Annotated in this window: 23 protein-coding genes; 12 read left to right on the top strand and 11 right to left on the bottom strand. The window is 54.9% G+C overall.

Features of this window, described 5'->3' with window-relative positions; translation table 11 throughout:
• Positions 1-19: 19 nt before the first annotated feature.
• From H6G13_RS05590 to rpsN, 5 genes are all read left to right on the top strand, one after another.
• Positions 20-259 (top strand): NifU family protein, encoded by a 240-nt coding sequence (locus H6G13_RS05590; protein WP_190482172.1) that lies wholly within the window; start codon positions 20-22, stop codon positions 257-259.
• 203 nt (positions 260-462) lie between these two features.
• Positions 463-1,737, top strand: a complete 1,275-nt coding sequence (gene serS / locus H6G13_RS05585; RefSeq protein ID WP_190482171.1) for a serine--tRNA ligase — start codon at positions 463-465, stop codon at positions 1,735-1,737.
• Between the two features lie 205 nt (positions 1,738-1,942).
• A complete protein-coding gene (gene rseP, locus H6G13_RS05580; protein ID WP_190482170.1) occupies positions 1,943-3,034 on the top strand; it encodes an RIP metalloprotease RseP in 1,092 nt (363 codons plus the stop codon).
• Positions 3,031-3,759 carry an endonuclease III gene (nth, locus tag H6G13_RS05575; protein ID WP_190482169.1) on the top strand — a complete coding sequence of 243 codons (729 nt, stop codon included), beginning with the start codon at positions 3,031-3,033 and terminating at the stop codon, positions 3,757-3,759. The genes rseP and nth overlap by 4 nt, the downstream gene beginning before the upstream one ends.
• A 295-nt stretch (positions 3,760-4,054) precedes the next feature.
• Positions 4,055-4,357, top strand: coding sequence for a 30S ribosomal protein S14 (rpsN, locus tag H6G13_RS05570; RefSeq protein WP_190482168.1), 303 nt, complete (start codon positions 4,055-4,057; stop codon positions 4,355-4,357).
• Positions 4,358-4,431: 74 nt separating this feature from the next.
• Here the strand turns inward: rpsN and H6G13_RS05565 are convergent, their stop codons facing one another.
• On the bottom strand, positions 4,432-4,764 hold the full coding sequence (locus H6G13_RS05565) for a hypothetical protein (protein ID WP_190482167.1): 333 nt from the start codon (positions 4,762-4,764) through the stop codon (positions 4,432-4,434).
• 142 nt (positions 4,765-4,906) lie between these two features.
• Here H6G13_RS05565 and aat point away from each other — a divergent pair, with 142 nt between their 5' ends.
• Entirely contained in the window at positions 4,907-5,509 is a 603-nt protein-coding gene (gene aat, locus H6G13_RS05560; protein ID WP_190482166.1) for a leucyl/phenylalanyl-tRNA--protein transferase, read from the top strand.
• 48 nt (positions 5,510-5,557) lie between these two features.
• On the opposite strand, the gene H6G13_RS05555 is transcribed toward aat, so the two are convergent.
• Complete coding sequence (locus H6G13_RS05555; protein ID WP_190482165.1) at positions 5,558-6,844, bottom strand: Glu/Leu/Phe/Val dehydrogenase; 1,287 nt, start codon at positions 6,842-6,844, stop codon at positions 5,558-5,560.
• A 311-nt stretch (positions 6,845-7,155) separates the two neighbouring features.
• Positions 7,156-8,664 (bottom strand): carotenoid isomerase, encoded by a 1,509-nt coding sequence (crtH, locus tag H6G13_RS05550; RefSeq protein WP_190482164.1) that lies wholly within the window; start codon positions 8,662-8,664, stop codon positions 7,156-7,158.
• Between the two features lie 291 nt (positions 8,665-8,955).
• Between crtH and upp the strand changes: the two genes are divergently transcribed.
• The 3 genes from upp to H6G13_RS05535 all read left to right on the top strand — a co-directional run bounded on the left by upp (position 8,956) and on the right by H6G13_RS05535 (position 10,544).
• A complete protein-coding gene (upp, locus tag H6G13_RS05545) occupies positions 8,956-9,606 on the top strand; it encodes a uracil phosphoribosyltransferase (protein WP_190482163.1) in 651 nt (216 codons plus the stop codon).
• Positions 9,607-9,763: 157 nt separating this feature from the next.
• On the top strand, positions 9,764-10,090 hold the full coding sequence (locus H6G13_RS05540; protein WP_190482162.1) for a hypothetical protein: 327 nt from the start codon (positions 9,764-9,766) through the stop codon (positions 10,088-10,090).
• 160 nt (positions 10,091-10,250) lie between these two features.
• Entirely contained in the window at positions 10,251-10,544 is a 294-nt protein-coding gene (locus H6G13_RS05535) for a YggT family protein (RefSeq protein WP_190482161.1), read from the top strand.
• Positions 10,545-10,627: 83 nt separating this feature from the next.
• On the opposite strand, the gene H6G13_RS05530 is transcribed toward H6G13_RS05535, so the two are convergent.
• A complete protein-coding gene (locus H6G13_RS05530) occupies positions 10,628-11,854 on the bottom strand; it encodes an amidohydrolase family protein (protein ID WP_190482160.1) in 1,227 nt (408 codons plus the stop codon).
• 280 nt (positions 11,855-12,134) lie between these two features.
• Here H6G13_RS05530 and rpsD point away from each other — a divergent pair, with 280 nt between their 5' ends.
• The gene (gene rpsD / locus H6G13_RS05525) at positions 12,135-12,743 is read left to right on the top strand and encodes a 30S ribosomal protein S4 (RefSeq protein WP_190482159.1); all 609 of its coding nucleotides are present in this window, start codon (positions 12,135-12,137) and stop codon (positions 12,741-12,743) included.
• A gap of 255 nt (positions 12,744-12,998) precedes the next feature.
• Here the strand turns inward: rpsD and H6G13_RS05520 are convergent, their stop codons facing one another.
• The 7 genes from H6G13_RS05520 to fabG all read right to left on the bottom strand — a co-directional run bounded on the left by H6G13_RS05520 (position 12,999) and on the right by fabG (position 21,563).
• On the bottom strand, positions 12,999-13,238 hold the full coding sequence (locus H6G13_RS05520) for a hypothetical protein (protein WP_190482158.1): 240 nt from the start codon (positions 13,236-13,238) through the stop codon (positions 12,999-13,001).
• Positions 13,239-14,045: 807 nt separating this feature from the next.
• Complete coding sequence (locus H6G13_RS05515) at positions 14,046-14,651, bottom strand: fasciclin domain-containing protein (protein WP_190482157.1); 606 nt, start codon at positions 14,649-14,651, stop codon at positions 14,046-14,048.
• 131 nt (positions 14,652-14,782) lie between these two features.
• A complete protein-coding gene (locus H6G13_RS05510) occupies positions 14,783-16,696 on the bottom strand; it encodes a fumarate reductase/succinate dehydrogenase flavoprotein subunit (RefSeq protein ID WP_190482156.1) in 1,914 nt (637 codons plus the stop codon).
• Between the two features lie 36 nt (positions 16,697-16,732).
• Positions 16,733-17,455 carry a succinate dehydrogenase cytochrome b subunit gene (locus H6G13_RS05505; RefSeq protein WP_190482155.1) on the bottom strand — a complete coding sequence of 241 codons (723 nt, stop codon included), beginning with the start codon at positions 17,453-17,455 and terminating at the stop codon, positions 16,733-16,735.
• A gap of 285 nt (positions 17,456-17,740) precedes the next feature.
• Entirely contained in the window at positions 17,741-19,807 is a 2,067-nt protein-coding gene (locus H6G13_RS05500; protein ID WP_190482154.1) for a serine/threonine-protein kinase, read from the bottom strand.
• 180 nt (positions 19,808-19,987) lie between these two features.
• Positions 19,988-20,875 carry a type II CAAX endopeptidase family protein gene (locus tag H6G13_RS05495; RefSeq protein ID WP_190482153.1) on the bottom strand — a complete coding sequence of 296 codons (888 nt, stop codon included), beginning with the start codon at positions 20,873-20,875 and terminating at the stop codon, positions 19,988-19,990.
• Positions 20,868-21,563, bottom strand: a complete 696-nt coding sequence (gene fabG / locus H6G13_RS05490) for a 3-oxoacyl-ACP reductase FabG (RefSeq protein WP_190482152.1) — start codon at positions 21,561-21,563, stop codon at positions 20,868-20,870. The genes H6G13_RS05495 and fabG overlap by 8 nt, the downstream gene beginning before the upstream one ends.
• A gap of 284 nt (positions 21,564-21,847) precedes the next feature.
• Between fabG and glyS the strand changes: the two genes are divergently transcribed.
• Positions 21,848-24,004: a glycine--tRNA ligase subunit beta gene (gene glyS, locus H6G13_RS05485; protein WP_190482151.1), complete on the top strand. Its 2,157-nt coding sequence runs from the start codon at positions 21,848-21,850 to the stop codon at positions 24,002-24,004.
• An 11-nt stretch (positions 24,005-24,015) separates the two neighbouring features.
• Positions 24,016-25,368, top strand: coding sequence for a UDP-N-acetylmuramoyl-L-alanine--D-glutamate ligase (gene murD, locus H6G13_RS05480; RefSeq protein ID WP_190482150.1), 1,353 nt, complete (start codon positions 24,016-24,018; stop codon positions 25,366-25,368).
• The last annotated feature ends 424 nt before the right edge of the window (positions 25,369-25,792 follow it).

The raw sequence follows: 25,792 nt of genomic DNA, 5'->3' as shown, positions 1-25,792 counted from the left end.
TAAAAGTAAGGTAATTCTCATGTCAACGCTGGCGCTAACTACCGATAACGTTGAAACTGTTTTGGATGAAATGCGGCCTTATCTGATGGCCGATGGTGGCAACGTCGAGCTAGTAGAAATCGATGGTCCTGTTGTCAAGCTGCGCCTGCAGGGAGCGTGCGGTTCTTGCCCTAGCTCAGCTATGACGCTTCGGATGGGTATTGAGCGTCGTCTGCGCGAGTTTATCCCCGAAATCGCAGAAATTGAGCAGGTCATGTAGATTTTTCAGGGGATTATATAGGTTGGGGGAGGGCGTATCCTTTCCCGATGTTTTGCTGATGGAGCTGCAAATTTCGCGGCTCCATTTGTTTTGACCCTTGGGTCGATAGGTTTGCTGCTATCCTGATTTATTGGTTGTGCCGCTGACGGCTGGCCTTAAGTCAAGATGTCATCAAAAAGCGGGTAGGGCTGCGAGGGAGAGCTGTGCTGGATCTAAAGCAAATTCGAGAAAACCCGGAACAGGTGCAGGCAGCGCTGGGCAAGCGGGGCGAATATGATTTGCAGCCGCTGCTGGCACTAGATCGGCAGCAGCGCGAGTTGGAGACGGTGCGATCGCAACTTCAGGCCCGCAGTAACGAAATTGGCAAGCAGGTGCCCCAGCAGATCAAGCAGGGGGCCGACCCTAAAGGGCCAGAAATCGCTGCTTTAAAAGAAGAAGGCAACCAGGTCAAAACCCAGTTAAAGGAACTTGAGCCGCGTGAGCGGGAGCTAAAAGAGCAGATCCACAGCATTTTGCTGACCCTGCCTAACCTGCCTAGCGACACCACGCCTGTAGGTAAAGACGAAGACGAAAACGTGGAGCGGCGGCGTTGGGGTGAAGAATACCTGCCTCAGCATGACGTACTGCCCCACTGGGAAATTGGCGAAAAGCTCGGCATCCTAAACTTTGAGCGCTCCACCCGCATTGCTCAGAGCCGCTTTGTCACCCTGTTTGGGGCAGGAGCAGCCCTGGAGCGAGCGCTGATCACCTTCATGCTTGATCGCCACACCCAGGCTGGCTATACCGAGGTCATTCCCCCCTATCTAATCAATAGTGAGTCACTAACGGCTTCGGGCCAGCTGCCTAAGTTTGCCGAGGAAAGCTTTCGCTGTCAAAACGACGATCTGTGGTTGACGCCAACCGCCGAAGTGCCGCTGACTAACCTGTATCGAGATGAAATTCTGGCCTCAGAAGATCTGCCGATTCACTACTGTGCCTACACCCCCTGCTTTCGCCGTGAGGCAGGCAGCTACGGCAAAGACACGCGCGGCCTGATTCGTCTACACCAGTTCAACAAGGTCGAGATGTACAAGTTTGTCCATCCCGATACGGCCTTTGATGAGCTAGAAACGCTGGTGGCTGATGCTGAAGATATTTTGCAGCAGTTAAAGCTACCCTATCGAGTGCTGGAGCTTTGCACGGGTGATCTGGGCTTTGCCTCCCGCAAAACCTACGACCTGGAAGTGTGGATGCCCTCTTCGGGCAAGTACCGGGAAATTTCTAGCTGCTCCAACTGCGGCGATTTTCAGGCTCGTCGCGCCAGCGTTCGGTTTAAGGCAGCGGGGCAAAAGGGCACTCAGCTGGTGCACACGTTGAATGGCTCTGGGCTGGCTATCGGTAGGACGATGGCGGCTGTTTTGGAAAACTATCAGCAAGCCAATGGCGCAGTGCAGGTGCCGGAGGTGCTACAGCCCTATATGGGCCGGGAATTCCTCTAGGGCTGGGGCTGAGAAACCGGGTTTCTGTGAAGGATTTAGGCAAGGCTCGAGATAGCTTGCTAGAAACCCGGTTTCTGAAATGCTAGAAACGGGTTTCTTAGTCCCTTCTCCTATGCCTAGGAGCAGAGATCCCTGCCAAAACCCTAGGGGGGTTGAGCCTGGACGTTAGAATAGGAAAACCTGTCGTTTGCTCATCTGGGAAACTATGTCCGTTCTCGCTGCGATCGCAGTATTAGCGCTTCTAATTGTTGTGCACGAGCTAGGACATTTCCTGGCCGCCCGTCTTCAGGGCATCCACGTCAATCGTTTCTCTATCGGCTTTGGTCCAATTCTCTGGAAATACCAGGGACCCCAAACCGAGTATGCCCTCCGCGCCATTCCCCTGGGCGGCTTTGTGGGCTTTCCAGATGACGATCCCGAAAGCGAAATTCCCATCAACGATCCTGACCTGCTCAAAAATCGCCCTATCTTCGACCGGGCCATTGTGATCAGTGCCGGAGTCATCGCCAACCTGATATTTGCCTATCTGCTGTTTGTCGTCCAGTTTGGCACCGTGGGCGTGCCTCAAGACTTCAACCGGCAGCCTGGCATTGTAATTCCTCAGGTGATGGCCCAGTCTTCTCCTGCCGCTCGCGCCGGAATCCGAGATGGTGACATTATTGTGGCTGCCCAAGGCAAGCTGCTAGATGCCAGCGAAGAGACCGTTCCCCAATTCATTCAGCTGATTCAAAATAGCCCCAACCAGCCGGTCAATCTCACTGTTCAGCGGGGCAGCCGAGAGATCGACGTGACGGTGACTCCTGAGGTTAGTCCTGAGGGCAGATCTGTTATTGGCGTGCAGCTCCAGCCCAACGTCAGCATTCAGTATCAACGACCCACCAACGTGCTGCAGATCTTCGGCCTGGCCGCTCAGTCGTTCCAGGATATGTTGACCCGCATTGTGCAGGGCTTTGTCATGCTGATCACTAATTTCTCCCAAATGGCGGGTCAAGTCGCTAGCCCAGTCAAAATTGTGGAGCAGGGGGCGGGTCTGGTTCAGTACGATATATTCAGGCTCTTTCCGTTTACTGCCGCCATCAGCATCAACTTGGCAATCATCAACATTCTGCCCCTACCAGCGCTAGACGGTGGACAGCTGGCCTTTTTGCTGATCGAGGCCCTGCGCGGCAAGCCTCTACCCGAGCGGATTCAGGAAAATGTGATGCAGACCGGGCTGGTGTTGCTGCTGGGCCTGGGCGTTTTTCTGATTGTGCGAGACACCACTCAACTTGAGTTTTTCCAGAATTTGCTCCAGTGACACCCTCGCGTCGCCCAGCCAAAAAGCAGCGGGCGCTGGAAATTCTCATGCGCCTTAAGCGCCTCTACCCTGAGGCTCCCTGCTCTCTTGATTACGAAACTGTGCTGCAGCTGATGGTTGCAACTATTTTGTCGGCTCAGTGCACCGATGAGCGCGTAAACAAGGTCACTCCTGCTCTGTTTGCCCGGTTCCCAGATGCTCAGGCATTTGCCGAATGCGATTTGGAGGAGCTGGAGCAGCTGGTTAAATCAACCGGGTTTTACCGCAACAAAGCAAAGAACATTCGCGCTGCCTGCCAAAAGATTGTTACCGAGTTCCAAGGCGAAGTGCCCAACAGCATGGACGATCTGCTGATGTTGCCCGGTGTGGCCCGTAAAACGGCGAATGTCGTGCTAGCCCACGGCTATGGCATCAATGCTGGGGTGACGGTTGATACGCACGTCAAGCGGCTGACCAACCGCCTAGGCCTAACCAAGCATGAAGACCCGATCAAAATCGAGCGGGACATGATGAAGCTGCTGCCCCAGCCCGACTGGGAAAACTGGTCGATTCGGCTGATTTATCACGGTCGAGCTGTCTGCAACGCCAGAAACCCGATGTGCGATCGCTGCGAACTGGCCGACCTCTGCCCTTCAGATCGAGGCGCTCTAGCAGGGCGCGAACTCAAGGCCAAAGCCTCCCAACCTGCTCGTCAGGCCAAATTAAGCTCAGCAAAATCTGGCTAATAGTTTAGCTCACAGGCTCCTAGCTAAAAACCTCAGCTAACAAACTGGGTGACGATGACTAGAATGGCCCAGGCAAATAAAATCCAGGTGATCAAGGCTGACATGGGGTCTTCTTGCGATCGCAAGTCCTAACTCAATTCCTTCTTTCTTACCGTACCAAGCCCACCCTATCAATCCGAGTGCCGATAACCGAATGCACTGAGGGGAGGCAATATCGGGGGGTTACCCTTTTGAGAGTCTTTGTTTATAATTAGAGACTGTGTCTTAACAAAAGAACTAAGAGCGAAAAAGTGGCATGGCTAAAAAAAGCATGATTGCGCGGGAGCGTAAGCGCGAAAAAATAGTTGCAAAATATTCTGCCAAGCGGGAAGCTCTGCTTGAGCAGTTTCAAAACGCTGAAAACCAGCAAGAAAAGCTGGTAATTCATCGCAAGATCCAACAGCTCCCGCGTAACAGTGCACCTACTCGTCTGCACAACCGCTGCTGGATGACGGGTCGGCCCCGGGGCTACTACCGCGATTTCGGCCTCTGCCGCAACATGTTGCGGGACATGGCCCACAAAGGCTTGCTGCCTGGGGTTGTTAAATCTAGCTGGTAGCTGTTAGGTCTACTCTAAAGTCAGATCTATAGCTTTTTAGGGGCGTGACATCTCGCGCCCCTATTTGTTTTGCGTCAGTTCATGCCGCAGCAGCGCTCAATGCCGAGGCTGTCTAGCAACAGGTCGCTGACGGCATTAGCCACTGCAAATTCGCTGTAAAAGCTTTTCGAAAAGTCAAACCCCTGCATTTCCGTCAGTACCGCCATGACAAGGGAATCGACATCATTTTCCCCCTCCATACGCTGGCGCATAAATACCTGGGCGGCTCGTTCGGCAATATCGGCGTTGACCGTTTCCGGCAAAAACTCCTCATTGAGCCACTGGTGCAGGGCAACCTGAAGCCACTGCTGTTCCTGGCGAGGGTCACGGGCCGGAGGAAGCGTGAGGGGTGGAATGGGTTCTGCCATGGCAAGTTTGTTGCGGGGAGAATGCTTAACAGGATATCGCGTTCTTCCCCCAGTCCTAAAGCTACCTGGGACGGATAAAATCTGAACCTTCGTGAAACGCCTATCATGGATCGAAGGGTCTTTGATCGGATGTAGACCTGCTATGTTGACCACGTTCCAGTACGACATTCCGGCGATTATTCGAGGCTACTCTCAGGGCTATTTTTTAATGGCCGATGATGAGGGCGATAATCTGGGCTGGTATTCTAGCCGGCAGCGCACCATTGTCCCCCTTGATAGCCGGTTCCGCTACCCTAAATCACTCCGTCGGGCAATCAATCAAAACCGCTTTAGGGTGGCCGTTGATCAGGCGTTTCTAGAGGTGGTTAGTGGCTGTGCTGATCGAGAAACCACCTGGCTCTCCGACGAGTTAAAAGAGATTTACTGGGAACTACACCAGGCAGGCTGGGCCCACAGCTTTGAAACCTGGCAGGATAATGAGCTAGCCGGAGGAATTTTGGGCCTGACAATTGGCGGAGCCTTTATTGGCGAGTCCATGTTCTACCGCATTTCTGAAGGCTCGAAGGTAGCCATGGTGAAGCTGGTAGAGCATCTCCGGGAGCGCCGCTTTGTCCTGTTTGATGCCCAAATGATGAACCCCCACCTAGAGCGCTTCGGGGCGCAGGTGTTGAGCGAGGGCGAGTATAAGGATCTACTCAAGCTGGCTCTGAAGCGAAAAAGCAGCTTCGTCGATAATTCGCTGTAGAGACAGATTTCAGATCTGTCTCTACAGCACCTTACCTGCTAATGTCTATCAGCCAACGTAATATTCGCGGGTGCCTTTAGCGTTGAGGGCATCTCCTAGCCGGTCTAGGGCGTGAACATAGGCAGCAGTCCGTAGGGGAATGGCTAACTCCTGGCTAATACGCCAGATTTTGTCGGCTTCTGTGACCATCATGCGGCTAAGGCGCTGATTCACCTCCTCTTCGGTCCAGTACAGCCCGCTGCGGTTTTGCACCCACTCAAAATAGCTAACAGTTACGCCGCCCGCATTCACGAGAATGTCTGGAAAGACGTAGATACCTTTAGCCTCTAAAATCTCATCGGCATCAGCGCTAATTGGGCCGTTGGCAACTTCAAAGATGTAGCGGGCTTGAACATCAGCGGCGTTGGCAGCTGTGATTTGGTTTTCTAGGGCAGCAGGTATCAGGATATCGACATCTAGGGTAAGCAGTTCCTCATTCGTCAGGACTTGGTGATTCTCAACAATGCTGCAGACGCTGCCCTCGCAGTAGACCGCTTTGACGCTGCGGGCGGCATTTTTGAACTGCTGAACGCTGGGAATATCAAGCCCGTCAGGGCAGTATACGCCCCCTTGAGAATCGCTCACGGCAACAATCTTGTAGCCAGCCTCAAACAGGAGGCGGGCAATGACACTGCCAGCATTACCAAAGCCCTGCACCGCAACCGTGGTTTCGTGGGGTGACTTGTCAAATTTTTGCATCATGGCGGCCAGCACAAAGAAGGCTCCGGTGCCGGTAGCAGCGTCGCGACCCTGGCTACCGCCCATGCTGAGGGGTTTGCCAGTAATCACGGCAGGGCAAAGCTGACGGCGGATGATGCTGTATTGATCCATCATCCAGCCCATGATCATCGGGTTGGTGTAGACATCGGGCGCAGGAATATCGACGTCAGGGCCGATAAAGTCTGCGATCGCATCTATATAGCCCCGGCTTAGCCGCTCTAGCTCAAACTTAGAGAGTTCCTTCGGGTTGAGGGTGATGCCGCCCTTGCCACCGCCTAGAGGCAAATTCAGCGCTGCACACTTAAAGGTCATCCAAAACGCCAGAGACTGCACCTCATCCATGTTCACGTTGGGATGAAAGCGAATGCCGCCCTTGGTCGGTCCCCGGGTGTCGTCGTAGCGTACCCGGTAGCCCTCAAATACCCTGAGAGAGCCATTATCCATCCGCACCGGAATCGAAACTTTAAGGCTGGCCTTGGGGAACTTCAGCCGCTCGCTAGCATCCTCAGAAATCTTGACGTACTTCAGCGCCCGTTCCAGACGACGGTTAGCATCTGACAGCAGACTGGTGGACATAGCAGATACCTTGGGAAAAGATCGTGCCGCTAAAACTGTAACAACGGCTACACTTTTAATTTTCCCTCGCCTACAGGCTAATGCTCTGAAGTAACAGGATTCTTAAATATTGGCAATGTTCCTAAGTGGGCGAGTGGATGAGTGGAGGGGTAGATGAGTGGACGAGTGGATGGGTAGGCGAGTGGAGGGGTATTTTTTGTGAAACCCTCCTTAAAACCGTTGACCTGGCACCCAATACCCCGGTTCATTTAATGCAAGAAACATCTAAACTTACTGGAAACATCCACCCATCCACTCCCAGCCCCCAACCCCTAATCCAGCCCCAAATCCACCGCCACCCGATGGGCGCAGGCAAACCCCGAAAAAGCCACTGCATTGAGCCCTTGGCCGGGAAAGGTACTGTCGCCGACGCAGTAAAGGCCAGGGATGGCGGTGCGGTTAAAGGGCATGCCCAGCAGGCCCCAGGGCTTGCCTGCCGGGATGGGGCCATAGGTGCCGTTGGTGCGACCTAAGAAGCGACGGTGGGTGCGGGGGGTACCGATTTCTTGATGTGAGATTGCATCGCCTAATCCCGGCCATAGCCGCTCCAGTCTGCGAACCAAAGCCAGCGCTGCTGCCTGCTTCTGCTCGTGGTATGCCTGGGAAGTTAGCCCTTGCCAGTCGGCCATCCAGCTAGGGGTAAAGGCATGGATAATGTGATGCCCTGGCGGAGCTAGATCGGGGTCAAGCAGGGTCGGAATGGAGACAAACACCGTGCCGCCACTGGTTTCCATTTCGGCCCAGTCTTCCAGCAAGATATGGTGGCAGTCGGCAGCCTCAGAAATCGCCTCGGCTTTGACGCCCAAATGCAGGCTAACGAAACTGGGAGACTGCTGGTAGTGCTGCTGCCAACGTTGTTCTGAAGGGGGTAGATCCTGCTTTACTAGGGAGCCAAAGGTGTCCCAGCGAGTAGCGTTGGAGACGATGCGGCGGGCAAAGCAGGTCTTGCCAGAGGCCAAGCGCACGCCGATGGCTCGGCCCTTTTCCGTTAAGATTTCGGTGACTCGCGAGCGATACCAGATTTCGCTCCCTGCCTGCTCTAGCCCAGTTACGAGTTGCTGGGCAATCTGACCAACTCCGCCTTTGGGGTAGTTAACGCCGCCGTAGTGGCGATCGCTAAACACCATGCCGGCATTGATCAACGGTGTGCGCTCGGCAGGTACCACAGACCAGCAGTAGCACTCCATGTCGATAAATCGCAGCAGCTCTGGATCGCGCAAGTAGCGGCGGGCCACCCCTCCCACATTGATGGGTAAACGCTTTGCTAACCCTAGGCAAGCCAACGGATGCTTGACGAACACGCTAGCGACATAGCGAGGTTCTTCCAACGACAGCAGGGGCATGGCGTTTAAGCAGTGGAAAACCCGCCAGCATTCGTCGTAGAACTGACGAATGCCCACCCGCTCGTGGGGAAAGCGATCGCACAATTCCTCCAGAAACCGTTCGTAGTTACGATGCACCCGAATATCGAGACCCTGGGGGAGGTGATAGTGAACCTGAACCGGATCGGGCAGGGTCTCTAGTTCCATACCCACGGCAGCTAAGGCTCGGGTCAGTAAGTTGGTGGTGCCCTGGCTGCCAAAGCCAAAGATCATTGAGGCTCCCACATCAAAGCGATAACCTGCCCGCTCAAAATAGCCCGCACTGCCGCCGGGAATTAAATAGCTCTCTAAGACCAGGACATGGGCTCCTTTGGCGGCTAGCTGAGTAGCTGTAACCAAGCCGCCCATACCCGCCCCAATCACAATCACATCCCACTGCTTAGGCTGGCTGGTGGACATACTTTTAGGCAACTCGTGGCTTTACTGTGATCAATTCTGTAACCGGAATCTAGGGCCTGTTTGCCTAATAATTTACAAGTGTGTGAAAGAACGGGCCTGATCGCCTTGATCTGCTTCCCCTAGAGCCCACTATTTCATAATGGGCGCAAGCCCCGTAGAAAAATTTACTGCAAAAATTAGCGCTATTTAGAGTACAAGCTCAGCTATAAAATCTCAAAACCGCTATCCTGCTAATAATTCGAGGCCCAGTAAACGAGTATTATGTTTCAGATTTAGTTGACTCCTTAAAAGATGGCACCACAACTGCGCGTATTTGTTCCTCCCCATCCCCTAATCCAACATTGGCTTGGCGTTTCTCGGGATGCCGACACGCCCTCGACCCTGTTTCGTTCAGCTATGACTGAACTAGGCCGATGGCTGACCTACGAGGCTGTGCGAGATTGGCTGCCCACCCTTGAGACCACGGTTGAGACTCCTTTGGCTAGCTGCCCGGCGACCTTCATCAACCCGGAAGTGCCGGTGGTGATTGTACCAATTTTGCGGGCAGGCTTGGCACTGATGGAGGGGGCACAGTCTCTACTGCCGCTGGCCTCGATTTACCACATCGGCTTTGTTAGGGATGAAGAAACCCTGGAGCCTACCTGCTATCTCAACAAGCTGCCAGCCTCTTTTGATCCTCAAACGCGGGTGCTGATTAGCGAACCGATGCTGGCAACGGGCGGCACCATCATGGCAATGATGAAGGAACTGACCGCTCGTGGTGCTGATCCGTCGATGGTGCGGATTATCTCCGTAGTCACTGCCCCAGCAGCTCTGCAAAAGCTAGCAGATGCCTATCCTGAGCTCAATATCTATGCGGCCACCATTGACGAAGGGCTCAATTCCCAGGGCTTTATTGTGCCGGGACTGGGAGATGCGGGCGATCGCACCTTTGGTACCTAGCTTGCTGCGCTAGCCCTACCTATCAGTTCTAGTTAATCAGCCTAGCGTGGTAGTCAGGTGAGCCCTTGTCAGCGACAATAGAAGTCACCGGAGGCCCATATCCGGTAGACTAGCTTCCCTGTTTAGATAGATACCGGAATAGACACCGGAAGGAACGATGAGCCAGCAAGATAACTTTGCCGGTGGTTTTATTGCCGGAGCCTTATTTGGAGGCATGATTGGCGGCGTGGTTGGGGCTTTGACGGCTTCCCGGCTCAGGCCTTCAGAAACGACTGCTTCTACTCTGCGCTCCCTTAATAGCCGCGAGCAGCCCCTAGAGGTGTTTGATGATGCCACTGAGGAGAGCATGGAAATAGCCCGTCGCCGCCTCGAAGACAAAATTGCTCAGCTAAACGAGGCTATTGATGACGTTCGGCAGCAGCTTGGCGGTATTAATGGCTATCCTCAGGAAATGCTGGACGATTCTTCGCTGATAGATTCCTGACCAAGGAGGGATGTGCTCAACCCACAGGACAATGCCGCTGGGCAGATTTTACCAGCGGTTCACAGAATGGGCGGTTTTCGGCCCATCTTCCCCAGTGACTATCAGTTACACTTGAACTGGCACAACAATACACGATGGATCGGCTTGGGAGCTTAGGGTTATGGAGACTTCATTGGTTGGTATGCTCGCTAACGCGGTAGCCACCTTCCTTCAGATTTATACGGTCTTGCTGATTATCCGAATTTTGCTAAGCTGGTTTCCCAATGTGGATTGGCTTAGCCCTCCCTTCAATATCTTGAGCCAGCTAACCGACCCCTATTTAAACGTGTTTCGCTCTATCATTCCTCCTCTGGGTGGTATCGATCTCTCGCCTATTCTGGCCTTTTTGCTGCTTCAGTTCATTTCCCAGGGCGTTAGCGTGGCAGCAGCTCAGGTTGCCTACGCTGCTTTTTAAGAATCGCGGCTTTCAGTCTTAGGCAACAGCTTAAATTAATGAATCAGTGTCGTCTTGACCTTAATGGTGAAGGCGATTCTTTTTTAAGCGTGAAGACAGTTGCCTCGACGCACGGTCATCAGCACATCTGCCGGGGTGACACGGGTCAAAATACTAGCAATCAGATGGCGGCTGCGCTGCAAATGGGGCTGGGTAAAGTCTAGAACAACAAAATCGGCAGGTTTGCCCTCAGCTAGATAGCCGCAGGTGCCGTCCTCCAGCGCCCCTTCTAAGACTGCACCGACGTTGCTGGTCACCAGTTTGAGAATGTCAGCCGGGTCAGGATGCAGGGCGTCTCCAAACTGACTCTTGGCAACTTTGTAGGTGAAATCGAGTTCAGCAAACAAGTTGGGGCTGTTAAGCAGGCCGTTGTCGGTGCCCAACAGCAGATTGGCCTGACTTTGCAGCAGCGCCGCGATCGGTGGCAGTGGTAGGCCTAGATTAGCGTTGGCTCTAGGGTTGAGCACTACGTTGAGCCGATGCTCCGACAGCAAGGAAATTTCATCCGCATTGGCAACAGTGGCGTGAATTACCAGGTGGGGCCGGTACAAATCAATCGCTCGTTCCAAATCGCCGCGCCCAGTCACCGCTAGGCTGACTTCCCTGTAGGCAGTGTTTTCCAGGCAGTGAATGGCCCGGAGCTTGTGGGCTGTTTCTGTAAGGGTAAGAATTTGCTGCCAAGCAGGGTCGGTCAGGTCATTCATGGTGCTTTCAGAGAAGCCATCGGCAGCGGCGAGCACTGCCTTGAGTTCATCGATGGCCTGTGGGCTAAGTGCTGCCTGATTGTGCTGGAGTTCGTCGGAGGTAAAAGGCAGCTCATTGAACTGGCCCAAAATAACTGAGCGTACCCCAGTTGATTCGGAAGCTCGACGTAGGAGTTGACTGCCGTACATGCCCTGCTCCCGAAAGTCAAAGTGGCCGACTGTGCCAGTGCGGGCCATGTAGCGCAGGTGATTGGTAATGTGCGTTAGATGTTCGGCTTCGGACTGCTTGGCTAGTTCCCGGTATTTATAGCCGTGGGGCCGAAAAAATCCTTCTTCTAAAGTTAGGCCGGTGGCTCCATCGGGCAGACAGCTATCGCCCATGTGGGTGTGGCCATTGTACATACCGGGCATGATTACCTGGGTGCCTTGATTGATGGCGTAGCAGGGTTCGCCTAAGGCAATTTGGTCAATTGTGTCGCCGCTGACGGTAAAGTGCTGGCAGTGGTGGGGCACCAGATCAGGCCCGTAGAGAACTATACAGTTGGTGAACTCAAAGAGAGGAGCCATCGACATAGAAAAAGGAGTTTTTGGCATCCTCCCATGAACCGGAACCACTAAGCATGCCTGAGATACCGTACGGCCGAGGCAAAAGATTCCTGCTTAGCAAGGGCTGTTGCTGGTGCAGATGATTTACGGCCTCTATGTCTGGTTCACTCAAGACCTCTTTGAACCCTCCACCGCCGAAGTTTTCCTTGCCTCGAAGCGGGAATAGCTGCACGAGAAAGTTGATCTAGGGCTGTTATGCGGCTACAATAGTAACTTTGGAATTCTTTGGAGAACAAGCTGCATGGCGCGATATAGAGGCCCTCGCCTCCGAGTAGTACGCCGCCTGGGGGAACTGCCTGGACTGAGCCGTAAATCTCCTCGTAAGGCTTATCCCCCCGGACAACACGGGCAGGCCCGTAAGAAAAAATCTGAATATGGGGTTCGTCTAGAAGAGAAGCAAAAGCTCCGCTTCAACTATGGGTTGACGGAAAAGCAGCTGCTTCGGTACGTGAAAAAAGCCCGTCGGGCTGGTGGTTCTACCGGCTTGTCTCTACTACAGCAGCTAGAGATGCGGTTAGACAACACGATCTTCCGGTTAGGCTTTGGCCCGACCATTCCGGCGGCGCGTCAGATCGTCAACCACGGTCACATTACCGTCAACGGTCGGGTCGTTAGCATTCCTAGCTATCAGTGCCGTCCTGGCGATGTGATCAGCGTTCGCGACAAGGCTGTCTCTCGCACCTTGGTGGAAGCCAACCTGCAATTCCCTGGTCTGGCCAACGTTCCCAACCATCTTGAACTCGATAAGGGCAAGCTCACTGCTAAGGTGAACGGCATCATCGAGCGGGAATGGATTGCGCTCAATATCAACGAACTGCTCGTGGTTGAGTACTACTCGCGGAAGGCATAACCTCCGATACTGTCTCTATTTCGAGCTGGCGTACGCTTACCGCGCTAATTAAATACTTTTCTCCTAACCTTCTGGTCCGTCAGCCAGGAGGTTTTTATTTGTGCGATCGCAAGCTTTCTAAATACCAATAGCTCCGCCTAAAAAATCAAAGCCCGCGTAAGCGGGCTTTGAAAATCGTAGGGTTAGAAAATTTTGCCCAGGCCAGTGGCGACGGTGGGGCCAGTTAATCGCCCATCCAGCTAACTCAAACTTAGTTTATTTAATATCAAGCCACTCTCGCACTTTTGCAAGGGACCAGCCTCGGTAGTCCGCAATAGCCTGAAGATGGTCAGGGGTCAGCTCATTGACCAGACCTGTTCTCCACCAGTCAAGAACGCCATAGTCGAGCCTGAGAGCGTTCTCGAGGTTCCGATAATCGGTTCCTTTCACCCGCTCCAGCTCGATCCAATCAATTAATGCCTGCTTGTTCCAATTCGTGAATACCTGACGATTCATTCAGTAACTATCCTTATCCCGAGACAAAACCAATCTAAATTATATCTATCTATAGGTTAAAAACCCATCAGCATTTTGGCTGATCTTGCTTTAAAGGTAAGCATACAAAAAGAAAGAATAGTTTTAACAAAGTGATAAGAGCTTATTACCTATAAACACAAAAATCGAGCCTTGGAAATTTTATTCCAAAGCTCCAAAGTACAACAAAATTTTTTCTAAATGTGAAACAATCTCTTTTTAAGCCAATTTGAGCTGGTTTATCCAGGATATAGCTCTAATCCGAGCCATCAAGCCAATAAACAGCTTTCAAGAAATATCTTTGTAGAAGTACCAAAATATTAAGGTACAAAAAAATAAAAATCAAGCATCAGGCTTAATTTTCAGTTTCTCTTAATTAGAGAAAACGTCGTTGTGGCAGGTAAAATGTGTAGCTTTAAGAAATGGATAAATCTGAGCAAATCTTTTATGGCTGCCCCAACACACTGCAAAAGTAAATTGCACTTAGACAATGCAATTTACCTTCGCTAAAAGACATCAATATTATTTGATGGATCCTTTTACTTCAATACCCCTCACCCGCATAGAATAGACCCCAAAATTGGTTGGGAGGTCATTGCTGGGGCAATCCTCATAAAAGCATTACAAAACTTATTGTACATAAAAAAAGCTAATAAAAAAGACGGATCTGCTAATACTTCCCCGTTAGACGTCATGGGGGTTGTGACAGATCCGTCTTTCTATTTGACTGCTAGCAGACTAAGGGCTGGGCCAGCTGTTGCCCTAGACCTCAGTGCTAGCTGGAGTTGACTATAAGGCAGGCTTTTCTACATCAAGTTCGCTCAGCAGGCTGGGGGGAATGATCACCTTATCGATGACGTGAATCACCCCATTGCTGGCTTCTATATCAGGCATCACGACGGTTGCATCATTGACCATGACGCTGTCGCCCAGAGACACTGTAACGTCACTGCCCTCTACGGTAGCTACGTCGCCTTCAACCAAATCGCCAGAGGTAACGGTACCAGGGACGACGTGGTAGGTCAGAATCTGAGCCAGTAACGCCTGGTTTTCAGGCATGAGTAGCGCCTCTAGTGCACCTTCAGGGAGGGCCTCAAAGGCGGCATCGGTCGGCGCGAAAACGGTGAAAGGCCCTTCCCCAGATAGGACTTCTACTAGGCCAGCCGCCTCAACGGCAGCAACTAGAATCTCAAACTCGCCACTGCTAGATGCAACATCGACAATGGTTGTCTCAGTGGTTTCCTCGGCCTGCATTTCCTCGGCCTGTTCTTGCATTTCCTCGGTCGTCTCTACTTGGGCAGAGTCCTTTTCAACCATGTCACCAGCGGCAGCAGGCAAAGACGCGACCAAACCTGCTCCGAGGACTCCGAGCCCAACGGTAAGTACGTGATTCATGAAACGCATAGCAACTCCTTGTGGGAATGCAAAACTGCTATGAAGTGCTGCTTAAGATTTCGTAAACACTTCACTACGGTATGTTAACTATGGTTTCCAAAAGTGTCTAGTCTGACTGCTTTTTTTAAGCCTTACCGATAGCTGCGCTGGGTTAGCTCAACATTTTCAAAGTCTAGGCTTTCTTTATGCAGGTCGGGCACACGCCCCTCGCCCCGATACTCCCAGGCAGCAACGTAGGCAAAGTGCTCATCGTCTCGCTTGGCCTCACCCTCTGGCGTCTGTGACTCTTGGCGGAAGTGGCCGCCGCACGATTCTTCCCGATGCAGGGCATCTCGCGCCATCAGTTCGGCTAGCTCCATGAAATCGGCGACCCGTCCGGCAAACTCCAGGTTCTTGTTGTAGGTGTTGGGCTGGCCGGGTACCTTCAGGTTTTGCCAAAACTCCTCCCGCAGATCTTGGATCTGGGTGATGACCGATTCCAATCCTTCTCGGTGGCGGGCCATGCCGACAAAGTCCCACACCAGTCGGCCCAGATCGCGATGAAACTCCAGCACCGTCTTTTCGCCCTGAATGCTAAGTAGCTGAGTGATGCGGGCTTGGGCAGCGGCTTCGGCTTCGGCAAAAGCATCGTGGTCAGGGCTAACGGGGGGCAGGGGCTGACTGGCAATGTAGTTGCCTAGGGTATAGGGAATGACGAAATAGCCGTCGGCTAGGCCCTGCATTAGGGCGCTGGCCCCGAGGCGGTTGGCCCCGTGATCAGAGAAGTTGGCCTCGCCCAGCACAAACAGACCGGGCACGGTGCTCATCAGGTGGTAGTCAACCCACAGCCCGCCCATTGTGTAGTGAACGGCGGGGTAGATCCGCATGGGCACGTCGTAGGGGTTGTCGCCTGTGATCCGCTGGTACATGTCAAAGAGGTTGCCGTAGCGGGCTGCGATCGCACCTTTCCCCTGCTTTGCGATCGCATCTCGAAAGTCTAGATACACAGCCAACCCCGTTTCACCCACACCCCGCCCTTGGTCGGTCACCTGCTTGGCGTTGCGCGAAGCCACATCACGGGGTACCAGATTGCCAAAGGTGGGATAGCGCTGCTCCAGGTAATAGTCGCGCTCAGCTTCGGGAATCGCCTCAGGGGAACGAGTATCGCCCGGTGTTTTGGGCACCCATACCCGACCATCATTGCGCAGCCCCTCACTCATTAGCGTTAGCTTCGACTGGTAGTCCCCTGAAACCGGAATACAGGTAGGGTGGATCTGGGTATAGCAGGGATTGGCAAAGTGGGCTCCCCGCTTGTGGCAGCGCCACGCCGCTGTAACGTTGGAGTTTTTGGCGTTGGTTGAGAGGTAATAGACATTGCCATAGCCGCCCGTACAGAGCAAAACGGCATCTCCGGCATAGCGCTCCAGCTGGCCCGTTACCAAGTTGCGCACCACAATGCCCCGCGCCTGCCCGTTGACGACAACCAGGTCCAGCATTTCCCGCCGAGCATAGACCTCTATTTTGCCAGCCTGCACCATGCGCATCATGGCGCTATAGGCCCCTAGCAGGAGCTGCTGTCCAGTCTGTCCTCGTGCATAAAAGGTGCGCGAAACCAGCGTACCGCCAAAGGATCGGGTGTCGAGCAGGCCGCCGTATTCACGGGCAAAGGGAACTCCCTGAGCCACACATTGGTCAATAATGCTGGTGCTGATTTGGGCCAGCCGATAGACGTTGGCCTCGCGGGAGCGATAGTCACCGCCCTTGATCGTGTCGTGAAACAGCCGCCAAACGCTATCGCCATCATTAGGATAATTTTTGGCCGCATTGATGCCGCCCTGGGCCGCAATGCTGTGCGCCCGCCGGGGAGAGTCTTGAATGCAAAAGCTCTTAACGTGGTAGCCCAACTCCGCCAAACTCGCTGCCGCCGAAGCCCCCGCTAGGCCCGTACCGACTACCAAAACCGTGTGCTTGCGCTTGTTGTTGGGGCTAACCAGACGACAGCGCTCCCTAAAGCCATCCCACTTGTCCTGCAATTGCCCTGCCGGAACCCGTGAATCTAGTGCCATTGTGCTCCTCTCCGTGGGGCTTGCCGCCGCCGCTACTCAGCTCAACAGGTTGAAATAAATTGCCAGCGGCAGCGCAATAAATCCTGCCGCAATCAGCGCTGCTAAAACCGTACTCAGGGCATAGACCAGGGGCCTAATCGACTTGCTCATGGCCCCCAGCGACTGCAGCGCACTCCAGATGCCGTGGCGTAGGTGGAAGCCTAGCAGCACCATCACCGCCGGATAGCCAAAGGCATACATCGGCTCGTGAAACTTCTCAAACACCAGCCGCGCCAAATCCCGCCCCGGAACTCCGCCAAACTCAGCGTCGTAATAGGCCCCAAACTTAAAGCTAGTCAGGTGAAACACCAAAAAGACCGCCAGCGTAATGCCGGTAAAAATCATGGTGCGAGAACTCAGGCTTTGCAGACTGGGACTGCCCGCAGAAGCATATTTCTGGTAATGCACCGGGCGAGCTTTGAGCCGGTTCAGGTAAATCTGAATGCCCAGCCCCGCATGTACCAGGACAAATACCAGCAGCCCAGCCTCAATGACATACAGCAGCACTCCCCAGTCTTCTAGGTGGCGGGCGTACTGGTTGTAGGCATTGCTGCCAGTAAACAAAATTAAATTGCCCAGCATATGCACCAGGACAAAGATTGCCAGTCCTAGCCCAGTTACCGCCGAGAGCAGCTTTTTACCGATAGGAGACTGATAAAGCCGTGGCTCCTGGGCTGGAGCAGACGATTCGGTGCTGGGTGACCTAAGAACGTCGGTCATGAGGGGAAGGGTGAAGCGGATACCTTGATCCTAAGCGGAATTTAGGGGAGATGGGGAGGGGTAGGGGAAGGTGGGGGAGTAGGGGAAGGTGGGGGAGTAGGGGAAGGTGGGGGAGTAGGGGGTGAATGGGTGGAGGGTGGATGGGGCTTAGAGCGTGATTAATTAGTGTTATGGGGTGAGGTTGATTTTCAAGCTGAGTATTCTCCGGGTCTCCGCATCTCCGGGTTCCCATCTCCCCCACCTTCCCCTACTCCCCCACCTTCCCACCTCCCCTACTTTCCCCACCTAATCCTTATCCGCCGAGGCAGCAGGAGGCTCGGCAGGATTGGTGATGACGGTATCGACGGCGACGTTGAGCTGGTAGGTGATGGGCTGCTGGGCTGTGGAGACGACGACAATTTCGTAGTACCCGGTTTGAGTGAGTTCGCCGGACCAGGTGGTGTTTGAGGAGTCGGACAGCAGGTAGGGGTCTTCATCTGTGGGGCTGGGCAGGTAGAGCGAGAGCAGGGTTTCGGGGGAGGAGGGCTGGAGGTTGAGGCGCAGAAGCTGGCCGCTGTTTAGGTTGAGGGTGTAGACCTGGCCTTCGCCGGGGTCGAGGTTGACCTGGATCTGCTGGCTGTAGGTTCCTGGCTGAAAGCTGATTTCGGTGAGCTTTTGGCCTGACTCTAGGGCGTTGACTCGATCTTGAGCTAGGGCAAACCAGATTTGACTGGTGGGTTCTTCAACAAAGCCGTCGTTGACTCGGCCGGGAAAAAGGTTGCCATAGCGGGCATCGGCCAAGTCATAGAGGGCGCGGCGGCTGACATAGAGCTGATTGACTTGGGCTCTCCAACGATCGAGGTCGCTGGAGTTGTAGCGACCTAGACGCTGACGGGCAGCAGTACTGAGGTTTTGCTCGGTGAGGGTGAGCATGTCGTTTGCGATCGCATCCCACTCAGTCCGCAAGGCGGCATCTTCTGGGCTACTGGTGAGCTGGGTACCCCGCAGGTCAGGATAGCGCTCATAAAAGAGCTGATCGGTTAACTGGGTCAAATAAGAATTATCGACGCCCAAGGCCTGCGCCCGTTCAGTAGTGGCGCGTTTGCGGGTCTGCTCTTCCTCAGAAATGTCAGGACCGCCAACGTCACTACCGCCAGGGATGGCGATATTATCCAGCCAGCCCGAGGCTGTTAGCCCCCACCAGCCCAGCCCCACTACTCCGAGCAGCACCAAAAGACCCAACAAAGCCTGCAGGCAACCTGAAGAGGAGCGGGGCGTGGGGCGTGGGCGGGGCTCGACGGGTTCTTCAATTAGCGGTGGGGTGTAGGACGCGGTGGGTTGGGGCAGAGGCGCATAGGGCGGGTCGGTCAAGGAGATATAGGCAGGCCCGCGAGGCGGCTGAGGCGTAGACTTGCGGCGAGGAGCAGGCGGATCGGGAAGCGGCGGTGGGGGGGGCGGCGTCATGGGCTGCATGCGGATGGGCAAAGACGACTGCCAGCTGCCGCTATCGTAGGCAGCGATGTGGAAATCAGCCATCACCTGATCAGCAGTGGCGTAGCGATCGCTGGCCCGAGGCGCAACCAGCCGATTGAGAACTGTGGCCAGAGCTGGGCTGACCCTAACTTTCTCCTGCCATTGCCAGGTTTGGCTGCGCTGATCAAAAAGCGCCTCTGGCTCCTCGCTGGTCAGCAGCACCAGAACGGTAACCCCCAGCGCGTACAGGTCAGAGCTAGGATTGGCAACGCCCGAATCTAGCTGCTCTGCTGGGGCATATCCGGCTTTGCCCAGCCGCGTCACCTGCCCGTCTGCGTTGGCGTAGGGCTGCTCAACCCCCAATTGATAGCGAACGTTGACGACCAGCTGCTTCACCCCGCCAAAATCGATTAGCACGGGCAGTCCATCGGCGTTGCGCTGGATCAGGTTGTCGGGGGAAATATCGCGGTGTACGATCCCCAAACTGTGAAGATATTGAAGTACCGGCAATACCTGCCGCAGCAGCATAGCGACCTCATTTTCAGAAAACTGCCCAGCATAGCGGCGGCGAGTCTCTAGCAGTTCCTGATAAGTTGGTCCCTCTACGTAGTCCTGCACTAGAAAGAGCCGCCCGCCTTCTCGAAACAGCTCCCGAAACCGAGGAATCTGAGGATGATCTAGCTGGTAGAGAATGTTAGCCTCGCGCGCAAAAAGCTGCTGCGCCTTCTCCAGAGCGGCTTCCCCCTCCACCTGGGGCACAAACTCTTTGAGCACACACATCTCCTGAAACCGGTTGGCGTCTTCTGCCAGATAGGTATGGCCAAACCCGCCCCGGCCCAGCTCCCGCACCACCCGGTAGCGCCCGCCGAGCAGCATTCCGCCCTGTCCCAGTCCGAACATATGCCCTTGCTTTGTGAGTTTGTTCACTGAGGATAGCAGGAGACGCGGGGGAGGTGGGGGTAGATGGGTGGATGGGTTAGGGAGTGGGGGGTGGGGGAGATGGGGGAGTGGAGGAGATGGGGGGTGGGAATGAATTTAGGAGCCAATAGTAAGGTCTATGGCTCCTCTGCCTCTATATTCTTAGTGCCCTAACTCTTTCTCACTCTGATTCATGAAATAGGGCAATTCTTCCTGCGGCTGGGGCCACTGGCGGCGGATATAGCGCACTAGCCAGGGGGCTGAGACGGCTAAGCAGAGGACGCCTAGCCACCAGCTGGCGCGAAATTCTGCCAGGGTATTGACGCTGGTCTCGGGGTTGGCTTGGGCGGTCAGGAATTCTAGGCCGGTTGCGATCGCATTATTCAAGGCATGGGCTGCGATGGGCACTAGCAGGGAGCGGGTATGCAGGTAGAGCAGTGACATGATCACCCCAAAGACAAACAGCCCGATCAGGTTGGAGTGCAGTACCCCAAAAAAGATGGAGGTCAGCACAATGGCCGGACGAATTCCCCACTTGAGCCCCCAGCGGTGCAGCAGAATGCCGCGAAATAAAAACTCTTCGGTAATCGGAGCCACCACGATGGCCGAGAACAGCATCAGCAGGTTGTAGAGTCCTGGGGTTGAGGTTTCTTCGGCTGAGAGCAGCAGGGTTTGCTGCAGGGTGGCTTCGACAATGCCCGGTGCGACTAACGAGAGCAGCAGGTAGGAAAGCTGAAAGGCTCCTAAAGAGAAAAAAAACATCCCCAGCACTAGCAGCCCCATGGCCTGCCAAGAGAAATGGGCAGGCCAGCGACCGAGCAGGTATTCCAGGGACAAAGGCGGTCGGCGTGACCAGAGCAAGACCGATAGGCAAAGCCCGCTAAAGATCAAGATGTAGAGGACCGGGGCCAAGATCGGGTCGTTGGGCTGCAGCGGCAGGACGTTGAGGGTGCCCAATATGCCAAAGAGCAGGGCCAGGGAGCCTGCGATCGCAAAAAAGCCCAGCACGACAACTCGCGCCTTTATCCGTACAAAAGGATTTTCAGACATTGCCATAAACTGGAATTGCTGCCCCCCGAATATCTTTTGCCGCTGCCGAGGCCAAAAAGCAAATGACCTGGGCCAGAGAGGCCGGGGTGACCCACTGGCTAGCGTTTTCTTCCCCCATGGCTCTGCGGTTGGTGGGGGTATCAATCACGCTAGGCAGCACTATGTTGGCTGTGATGTTGGTGCCTTTCATCTCATCGGCAATTGCTTTGGTGAGCGCCACTACCCCCGCTTTGGAGGCGCAGTAGGCCGCTAGCTGACCGACGGGTTCAACTGCTCCTCGCGATCCAACCGTGACGATCCGACCGTAGTTGCGGGCCTGCATTTTCTTCAGGCTGTGTTTACAGAGGAGAAACGTCGTGTGCAGGTTTAGCTCAAAGGCTCCCTGCCAATCGGCATAGCTGTACTCAGCCGTTGGCCCCATCGAAAAACCGCCTACTAGATGAATCAACGCATCTAGCTGCGCCATTTCGCCAATCAGGTCAGCGACAGCGGCTTCATCGGTCAAATCGGCCTGTTTAAAGGTAACTCGCTCAGCCTCTGCTGGGGGTAAGACGGCCAGCAGCCTTTCCATGTCTCGGGCTTGGCGGTACGGCAGCGTAACGGCGGCACCCTGCTCTAAAACCGCACGGGTAACTGCCGTCCCTAGCCCTCCAGTACCGCCTGTGATAAGCACTTGCTGACCTTGCATAAGGCTCGTTACTCATTGCGGTAAGTCATTCACACCATACCGGGGACAGATGCTAAATTCAATGATCTGCCGAGGATCCGCTGAGATTGGTAGGTTGTATGCCTCTAATAGGGGCAAGCTCGAGAGCCTGATTAAAAGACACTGGGCGTAACCGTTCAATTGTCACGGTAGACTGTTGAAATTGGAAAAAAGCGCCTGACCGGTCAGAGCCTCAAAAGGCTAAGCCAGAGGGGGCTGATTCAATGGTGATGGTGCGATCGCATAAAGAGTAAATATAAGGACGTATGGCAACGTTTTTGCTGGAAGTCGGCACGGAAGAGCTGCCCGCCAGTTTTGTGAGTGAGGCGCTACGGCAGTGGGAGGCGCGCATCGCCCCCGATCTCAAGGAAAACTTTCTAGAGCCTGCCGCAATTCAGCTCTACGGTACCCCCCGGCGGCTAGCTCTGCTAGTTGAGGGGTTGCCTGATCGCCAGCCCGACCGGCAGGAAGAGGTCAAAGGCCCCCCGGCCCAGGCTGCCTTTAAAGACGGCAAACCTACCAAGGCTGCCGAGGGCTTTGCCCGGTCGCGAGGTGTAGAGGTTAGCGCCCTAGAGGTGCGGCAGACAGATAAGGGCGATTTTGTCTTTGTTAACCAGGCGATCCACGGTCGGCCTACGGCAGAGATTTTGACCGAGCTGGTGCCGCAGTGGATTTTTGGCCTGGAGGGCAAGCGGTTTATGCGCTGGGGCGATGGTGACCTGCGCTTTCCCAGGCCGATCCGATGGCTGGTGACGCTGCTCGATGATGCCGTGCTGCCCCTGACGCTAGAAAATGGCTCGGAGATCTGCACGAGCGATCGCATCTCCGCCGGACACCGGGTGCTTCATCCCGCCGAAATTTCTCTGACCCATGCCCAGGAGTACGTCGATACGCTGCGAAATGCCTTTGTCGAGGTAGATTCGGCCCTTCGCAAACAGCGCATTCAGGAACAGACCGAGGCAGCGGCCCGTTCAGCCCAGGGTGTTGCTGTGATATCGCCCGATCTATTAAATGAAGTGACGAACTTGGTGGAGTGGCCTACCGCTGTCGTCGGGCGGTTCGATCCCGAGTTTTTGGAGCTGCCCCCAGAAGTGGCCATGATGGAAATGGAGAGCCACCAGCGCTATTTCCCAGTGCGGCCAGCGGCGGATGCCAACACCCTGCTGCCCTGCTTTGTCACCATTTCTAACGGCGATCCGGCCAAGGCTGACCTGATTGCCGAGGGCAACGGACGGGTGATCCGGGCGCGGCTCTCAGACGGCAAGTTTTTCTTTGATGCCGACAGATCCCAGCCGCTTGAGGCCTTTGTTGACAAGCTCGAAACCGTCACCTTTGAAGAACGGCTCGGATCTGTGCGGGCCAAAGTGCGGCGGATTGGTGCGATCGCAGCCCACGTTGCCGATCAGCTCCAGCTTGCTCAGAGCGATCAGGAGGCAGTCCAGCGGGCGGCGCTGCTGTGCAAGGCTGATCTAGTGACTCAGATGGTGGGTGAGTTTCCTGAACTTCAGGGGGTAATGGGCCAGAAATACGCCCTGCATGCGGGAGAGCCAGAAGCGGTGGCCAACGCCATTTTTGAGCACTACCTGCCACGCGGCGCTGAAGACGATCTGCCGCAGTCGCTGATCGGGCAGATCGTGGGCATTGCCGATCGCATTGATACCTTGGTCAGTATCTTTAGCTTGGGCATGCTGCCCACCGGCTCGTCTGATCCCTTTGCCCTGCGACGAGCGGCCAATGCCATTCTCAACGTTACCTGGGCAGCAAACTTGCCCCTCAACCTGCACCAGCTGCTCAAGACCGTAGTGCAAGACTTTGTCGCCGATCCGGCAATTCAAATTGCCGATGCTGCTACCCTAGAAAATCAGCTCAGCGATTTCTTCCTGGCGCGGGTGCGATCGCTACTGCAGGACGATCGCCAGATTGACTACGACCTGGTCAACGCAGTGCTGGGCGACAACGATCCCGACTATGCTGAGCGGGCTTTGATTGACCTGCTAGACGTGCGCGATCGGGCGCAGTTCCTCCAGAGCATTCGGCAAGACGGTACCCTCGATCAGGTGTATGAAACGGTCAATCGAGCCTCTCGGCTGGCTGCCCAGGGCAGTCTCGACACCCAGAGCCTTGATGCTGCTACCGTAATCGATCCCCAGGCATTTCAGCAGCCCTCGGAGGCAGCCTTTTTCGAGGCCCTGCAAGATCTGCTGCCCCAAACCCAGGCGGCTCAAGCCCAGCGAGACTACCGCAAGCTGATCACCGGGCTGGCTGCTGCCGCCCCAGTCGTCAGCCGTTTCTTTGACGGGCCTGACAGCGTTTTGGTGATGGCTGAAGAGGCCACTGTCCGGCGCAACCGCCTCAATCTGCTGAGCCTGCTGCGAAATCATGCGCGGGTGCTGGCAGACTTTGGGGCAATCGTCAAAGGATAGGTGCTGCTGCAATGAATAACGCCCATGTGATTGGCCTTGGCAAATCTGGCATTGCAGCGGCCCGGGTGCTGCACCAGGAAGGTTGGCAGGTGGTATTGAGCGATCGCAACTCCGCCCCCTTGCAGGTAACGGACATTGAAGCTCTACAGGCAGAGGGGATCACCGTCGAGTTAGGCCACAGCTTTGTCCCCGACGACACGCTCAACCTGCTGGTCGTTAGCCCTGGTGTGCCTTGGGATGCCCCAGCCCTAAATCAGGCGCGCGATCTTGGTATTGAGGTGATTGGCGAAACTGAACTGGCTTGGCGCACCCTGGAAGACCGCTGCTGGGTGGGTGTCACCGGCACTAACGGCAAAACCACCACCACCGCCCTGATTGCTGCCATCTTTCAGGCGGCTGGGTATGATGCTCCCGCTTGCGGCAATATCGGCTACGCTACCTGCGAATTGGCCCTGCGGCAGCAGGTGCCCGACTGGATTGTGGCAGAACTCAGCAGCTACCAAATCGAGGCTTCGCCCACCCTAGCTCCCCGCATTGGCGTGTGGACCACCTTTACTCCCGACCACCTGCAGCGCCACCAGACCCTAGAAAACTACTTTCAGATCAAGGCAGCGCTCCTGCACCGCTCGGAATACGCCATCTTTAACGGCGACGACCTCTACCTGCGAGAGCACGTGCCCCGCATTTTTGGCGACGTGTACTGGACCAGCGTGGGGGGCCGAAGTGCGATTGCACCGCTCCAGCCCACTACCTATATCGAAGATGGCTGGGTCAAGTTCGATACGCTGCCCATCGTCCGGGCTGATGCTCTAAAGATGGTTGGGTCGCACAACCTGCAAAATCTTTTAATGGCCGTGACGGCCGCCTGCCTAGCCGAGATTAATGAAGCAGCTATTGCTCAGGGCGTAGCCAATTTCCCTGGCGTGCCCCATCGCCTAGAGCACATCTGCACCTGGCAAGGCATCAACTTTGTCAACGACAGCAAAGCAACTAACTACGATGCTGCCGAGGTGGGGCTTCGCTCCGTTGCTGCTCCGGTCATTCTTATTGCTGGTGGTGAAGCCAAGGCGGGCGACGACACTGCCTGGATGCGGGCTATCCAGCGGCAGGCGGCCCAAGTTCTGCTGATTGGATCGGCGGCTCCCGCCTTTGCCCAGCGGCTAGAGCAGGAAGGTTTTGGAGACTACGAAATTGTAGAAACCATGGAGCGGGCGGTTGAGCGGAGTGCGGAACTGGCTCTGCAAGATCGGGTCAAAACAGTGTTGCTCTCCCCAGCCTGCGCCAGCTTTGATCAGTACCCCAACTTTGAAGTGCGGGGCGACCACTTCCGCCAACTCTGCCTAGAGAGGTTTCAATCAGGTTAGAAATGCCCCTGGTTTGTATAGTTTGTGTAGCGCCGGATGCTGTCAGTCCAGTCAATCATCCGCAAAATACTTTCTGGAGAGTTGCTGCGGGGGCTCCCAGCCCTCAAAAGCGGGGGCAGGAGCTTCAAAGGCTCCCGGGATTGAGGAACTTAAGGGGCCAGTCCTGATCAATTCCAGTGCAGATTGTTTTGCCAACATCATCAATGGTGATGCTGTCCTTAAGTCGCAATAGAGGCTAAAGGGTTAAGCGTCCCACCTGCTGGGGGATGCTATTATCGAGTGCAGCGTGCATCAGACAGAAGAAATCTAGATGACTTTGATGGAGGTTGCATTCTATTAATTAGAGGTTAGCTGCTGTCTTTCCTAAAGGGCTCTTTAAGGCATCCTTAGTCACTGGGCTAGATGCTGCTGATTGCACGAAATC

The sequence above is a fragment of the Pseudanabaena sp. FACHB-2040 genome (genome assembly GCF_014696715.1).
GTDB lineage: Bacteria > Cyanobacteriota > Cyanobacteriia > Phormidesmidales > Phormidesmidaceae > JACVSF01.
The sequence above is the reverse complement of the archived record's forward strand: the minus strand, read 5'-3'. Positions and strand labels throughout refer to the sequence as shown.

Bases quoted from the DNA above. Each gene is read 5' to 3' on its own strand.
- H6G13_RS05590 (WP_190482172.1), top strand. From the start codon at position 20: ATGTCAACGCTGGCGCTAACTACCGATAACGTTGAAACTGTTTTGGAT.
- rseP (WP_190482170.1), top strand. From the start codon at position 1,943: ATGTCCGTTCTCGCTGCGATCGCAGTATTAGCGCTTCTAATTGTTGTG.
- rpsN (WP_190482168.1), top strand. From the start codon at position 4,055: ATGGCTAAAAAAAGCATGATTGCGCGGGAGCGTAAGCGCGAAAAAATA.
- H6G13_RS05565 (WP_190482167.1), bottom strand. From the start codon at position 4,764: ATGGCAGAACCCATTCCACCCCTCACGCTTCCTCCGGCCCGTGACCCT.
- aat (WP_190482166.1), top strand. From the start codon at position 4,907: ATGTTGACCACGTTCCAGTACGACATTCCGGCGATTATTCGAGGCTAC.
- H6G13_RS05555 (WP_190482165.1), bottom strand. From the start codon at position 6,844: ATGTCCACCAGTCTGCTGTCAGATGCTAACCGTCGTCTGGAACGGGCG.
- crtH (WP_190482164.1), bottom strand. From the start codon at position 8,664: ATGTCCACCAGCCAGCCTAAGCAGTGGGATGTGATTGTGATTGGGGCG.
- upp (WP_190482163.1), top strand. From the start codon at position 8,956: ATGGCACCACAACTGCGCGTATTTGTTCCTCCCCATCCCCTAATCCAA.
- H6G13_RS05540 (WP_190482162.1), top strand. From the start codon at position 9,764: ATGAGCCAGCAAGATAACTTTGCCGGTGGTTTTATTGCCGGAGCCTTA.
- H6G13_RS05535 (WP_190482161.1), top strand. From the start codon at position 10,251: ATGGAGACTTCATTGGTTGGTATGCTCGCTAACGCGGTAGCCACCTTC.
- H6G13_RS05530 (WP_190482160.1), bottom strand. From the start codon at position 11,854: ATGGCTCCTCTCTTTGAGTTCACCAACTGTATAGTTCTCTACGGGCCT.
- rpsD (WP_190482159.1), top strand. From the start codon at position 12,135: ATGGCGCGATATAGAGGCCCTCGCCTCCGAGTAGTACGCCGCCTGGGG.
- H6G13_RS05520 (WP_190482158.1), bottom strand. From the start codon at position 13,238: ATGAATCGTCAGGTATTCACGAATTGGAACAAGCAGGCATTAATTGAT.
- H6G13_RS05515 (WP_190482157.1), bottom strand. From the start codon at position 14,651: ATGAATCACGTACTTACCGTTGGGCTCGGAGTCCTCGGAGCAGGTTTG.
- H6G13_RS05510 (WP_190482156.1), bottom strand. From the start codon at position 16,696: ATGGCACTAGATTCACGGGTTCCGGCAGGGCAATTGCAGGACAAGTGG.
- H6G13_RS05505 (WP_190482155.1), bottom strand. From the start codon at position 17,455: ATGACCGACGTTCTTAGGTCACCCAGCACCGAATCGTCTGCTCCAGCC.
- H6G13_RS05500 (WP_190482154.1), bottom strand. From the start codon at position 19,807: ATGTTCGGACTGGGACAGGGCGGAATGCTGCTCGGCGGGCGCTACCGG.
- H6G13_RS05495 (WP_190482153.1), bottom strand. From the start codon at position 20,875: ATGTCTGAAAATCCTTTTGTACGGATAAAGGCGCGAGTTGTCGTGCTG.
- fabG (WP_190482152.1), bottom strand. From the start codon at position 21,563: ATGCAAGGTCAGCAAGTGCTTATCACAGGCGGTACTGGAGGGCTAGGG.
- glyS (WP_190482151.1), top strand. From the start codon at position 21,848: ATGGCAACGTTTTTGCTGGAAGTCGGCACGGAAGAGCTGCCCGCCAGT.
- murD (WP_190482150.1), top strand. From the start codon at position 24,016: ATGAATAACGCCCATGTGATTGGCCTTGGCAAATCTGGCATTGCAGCG.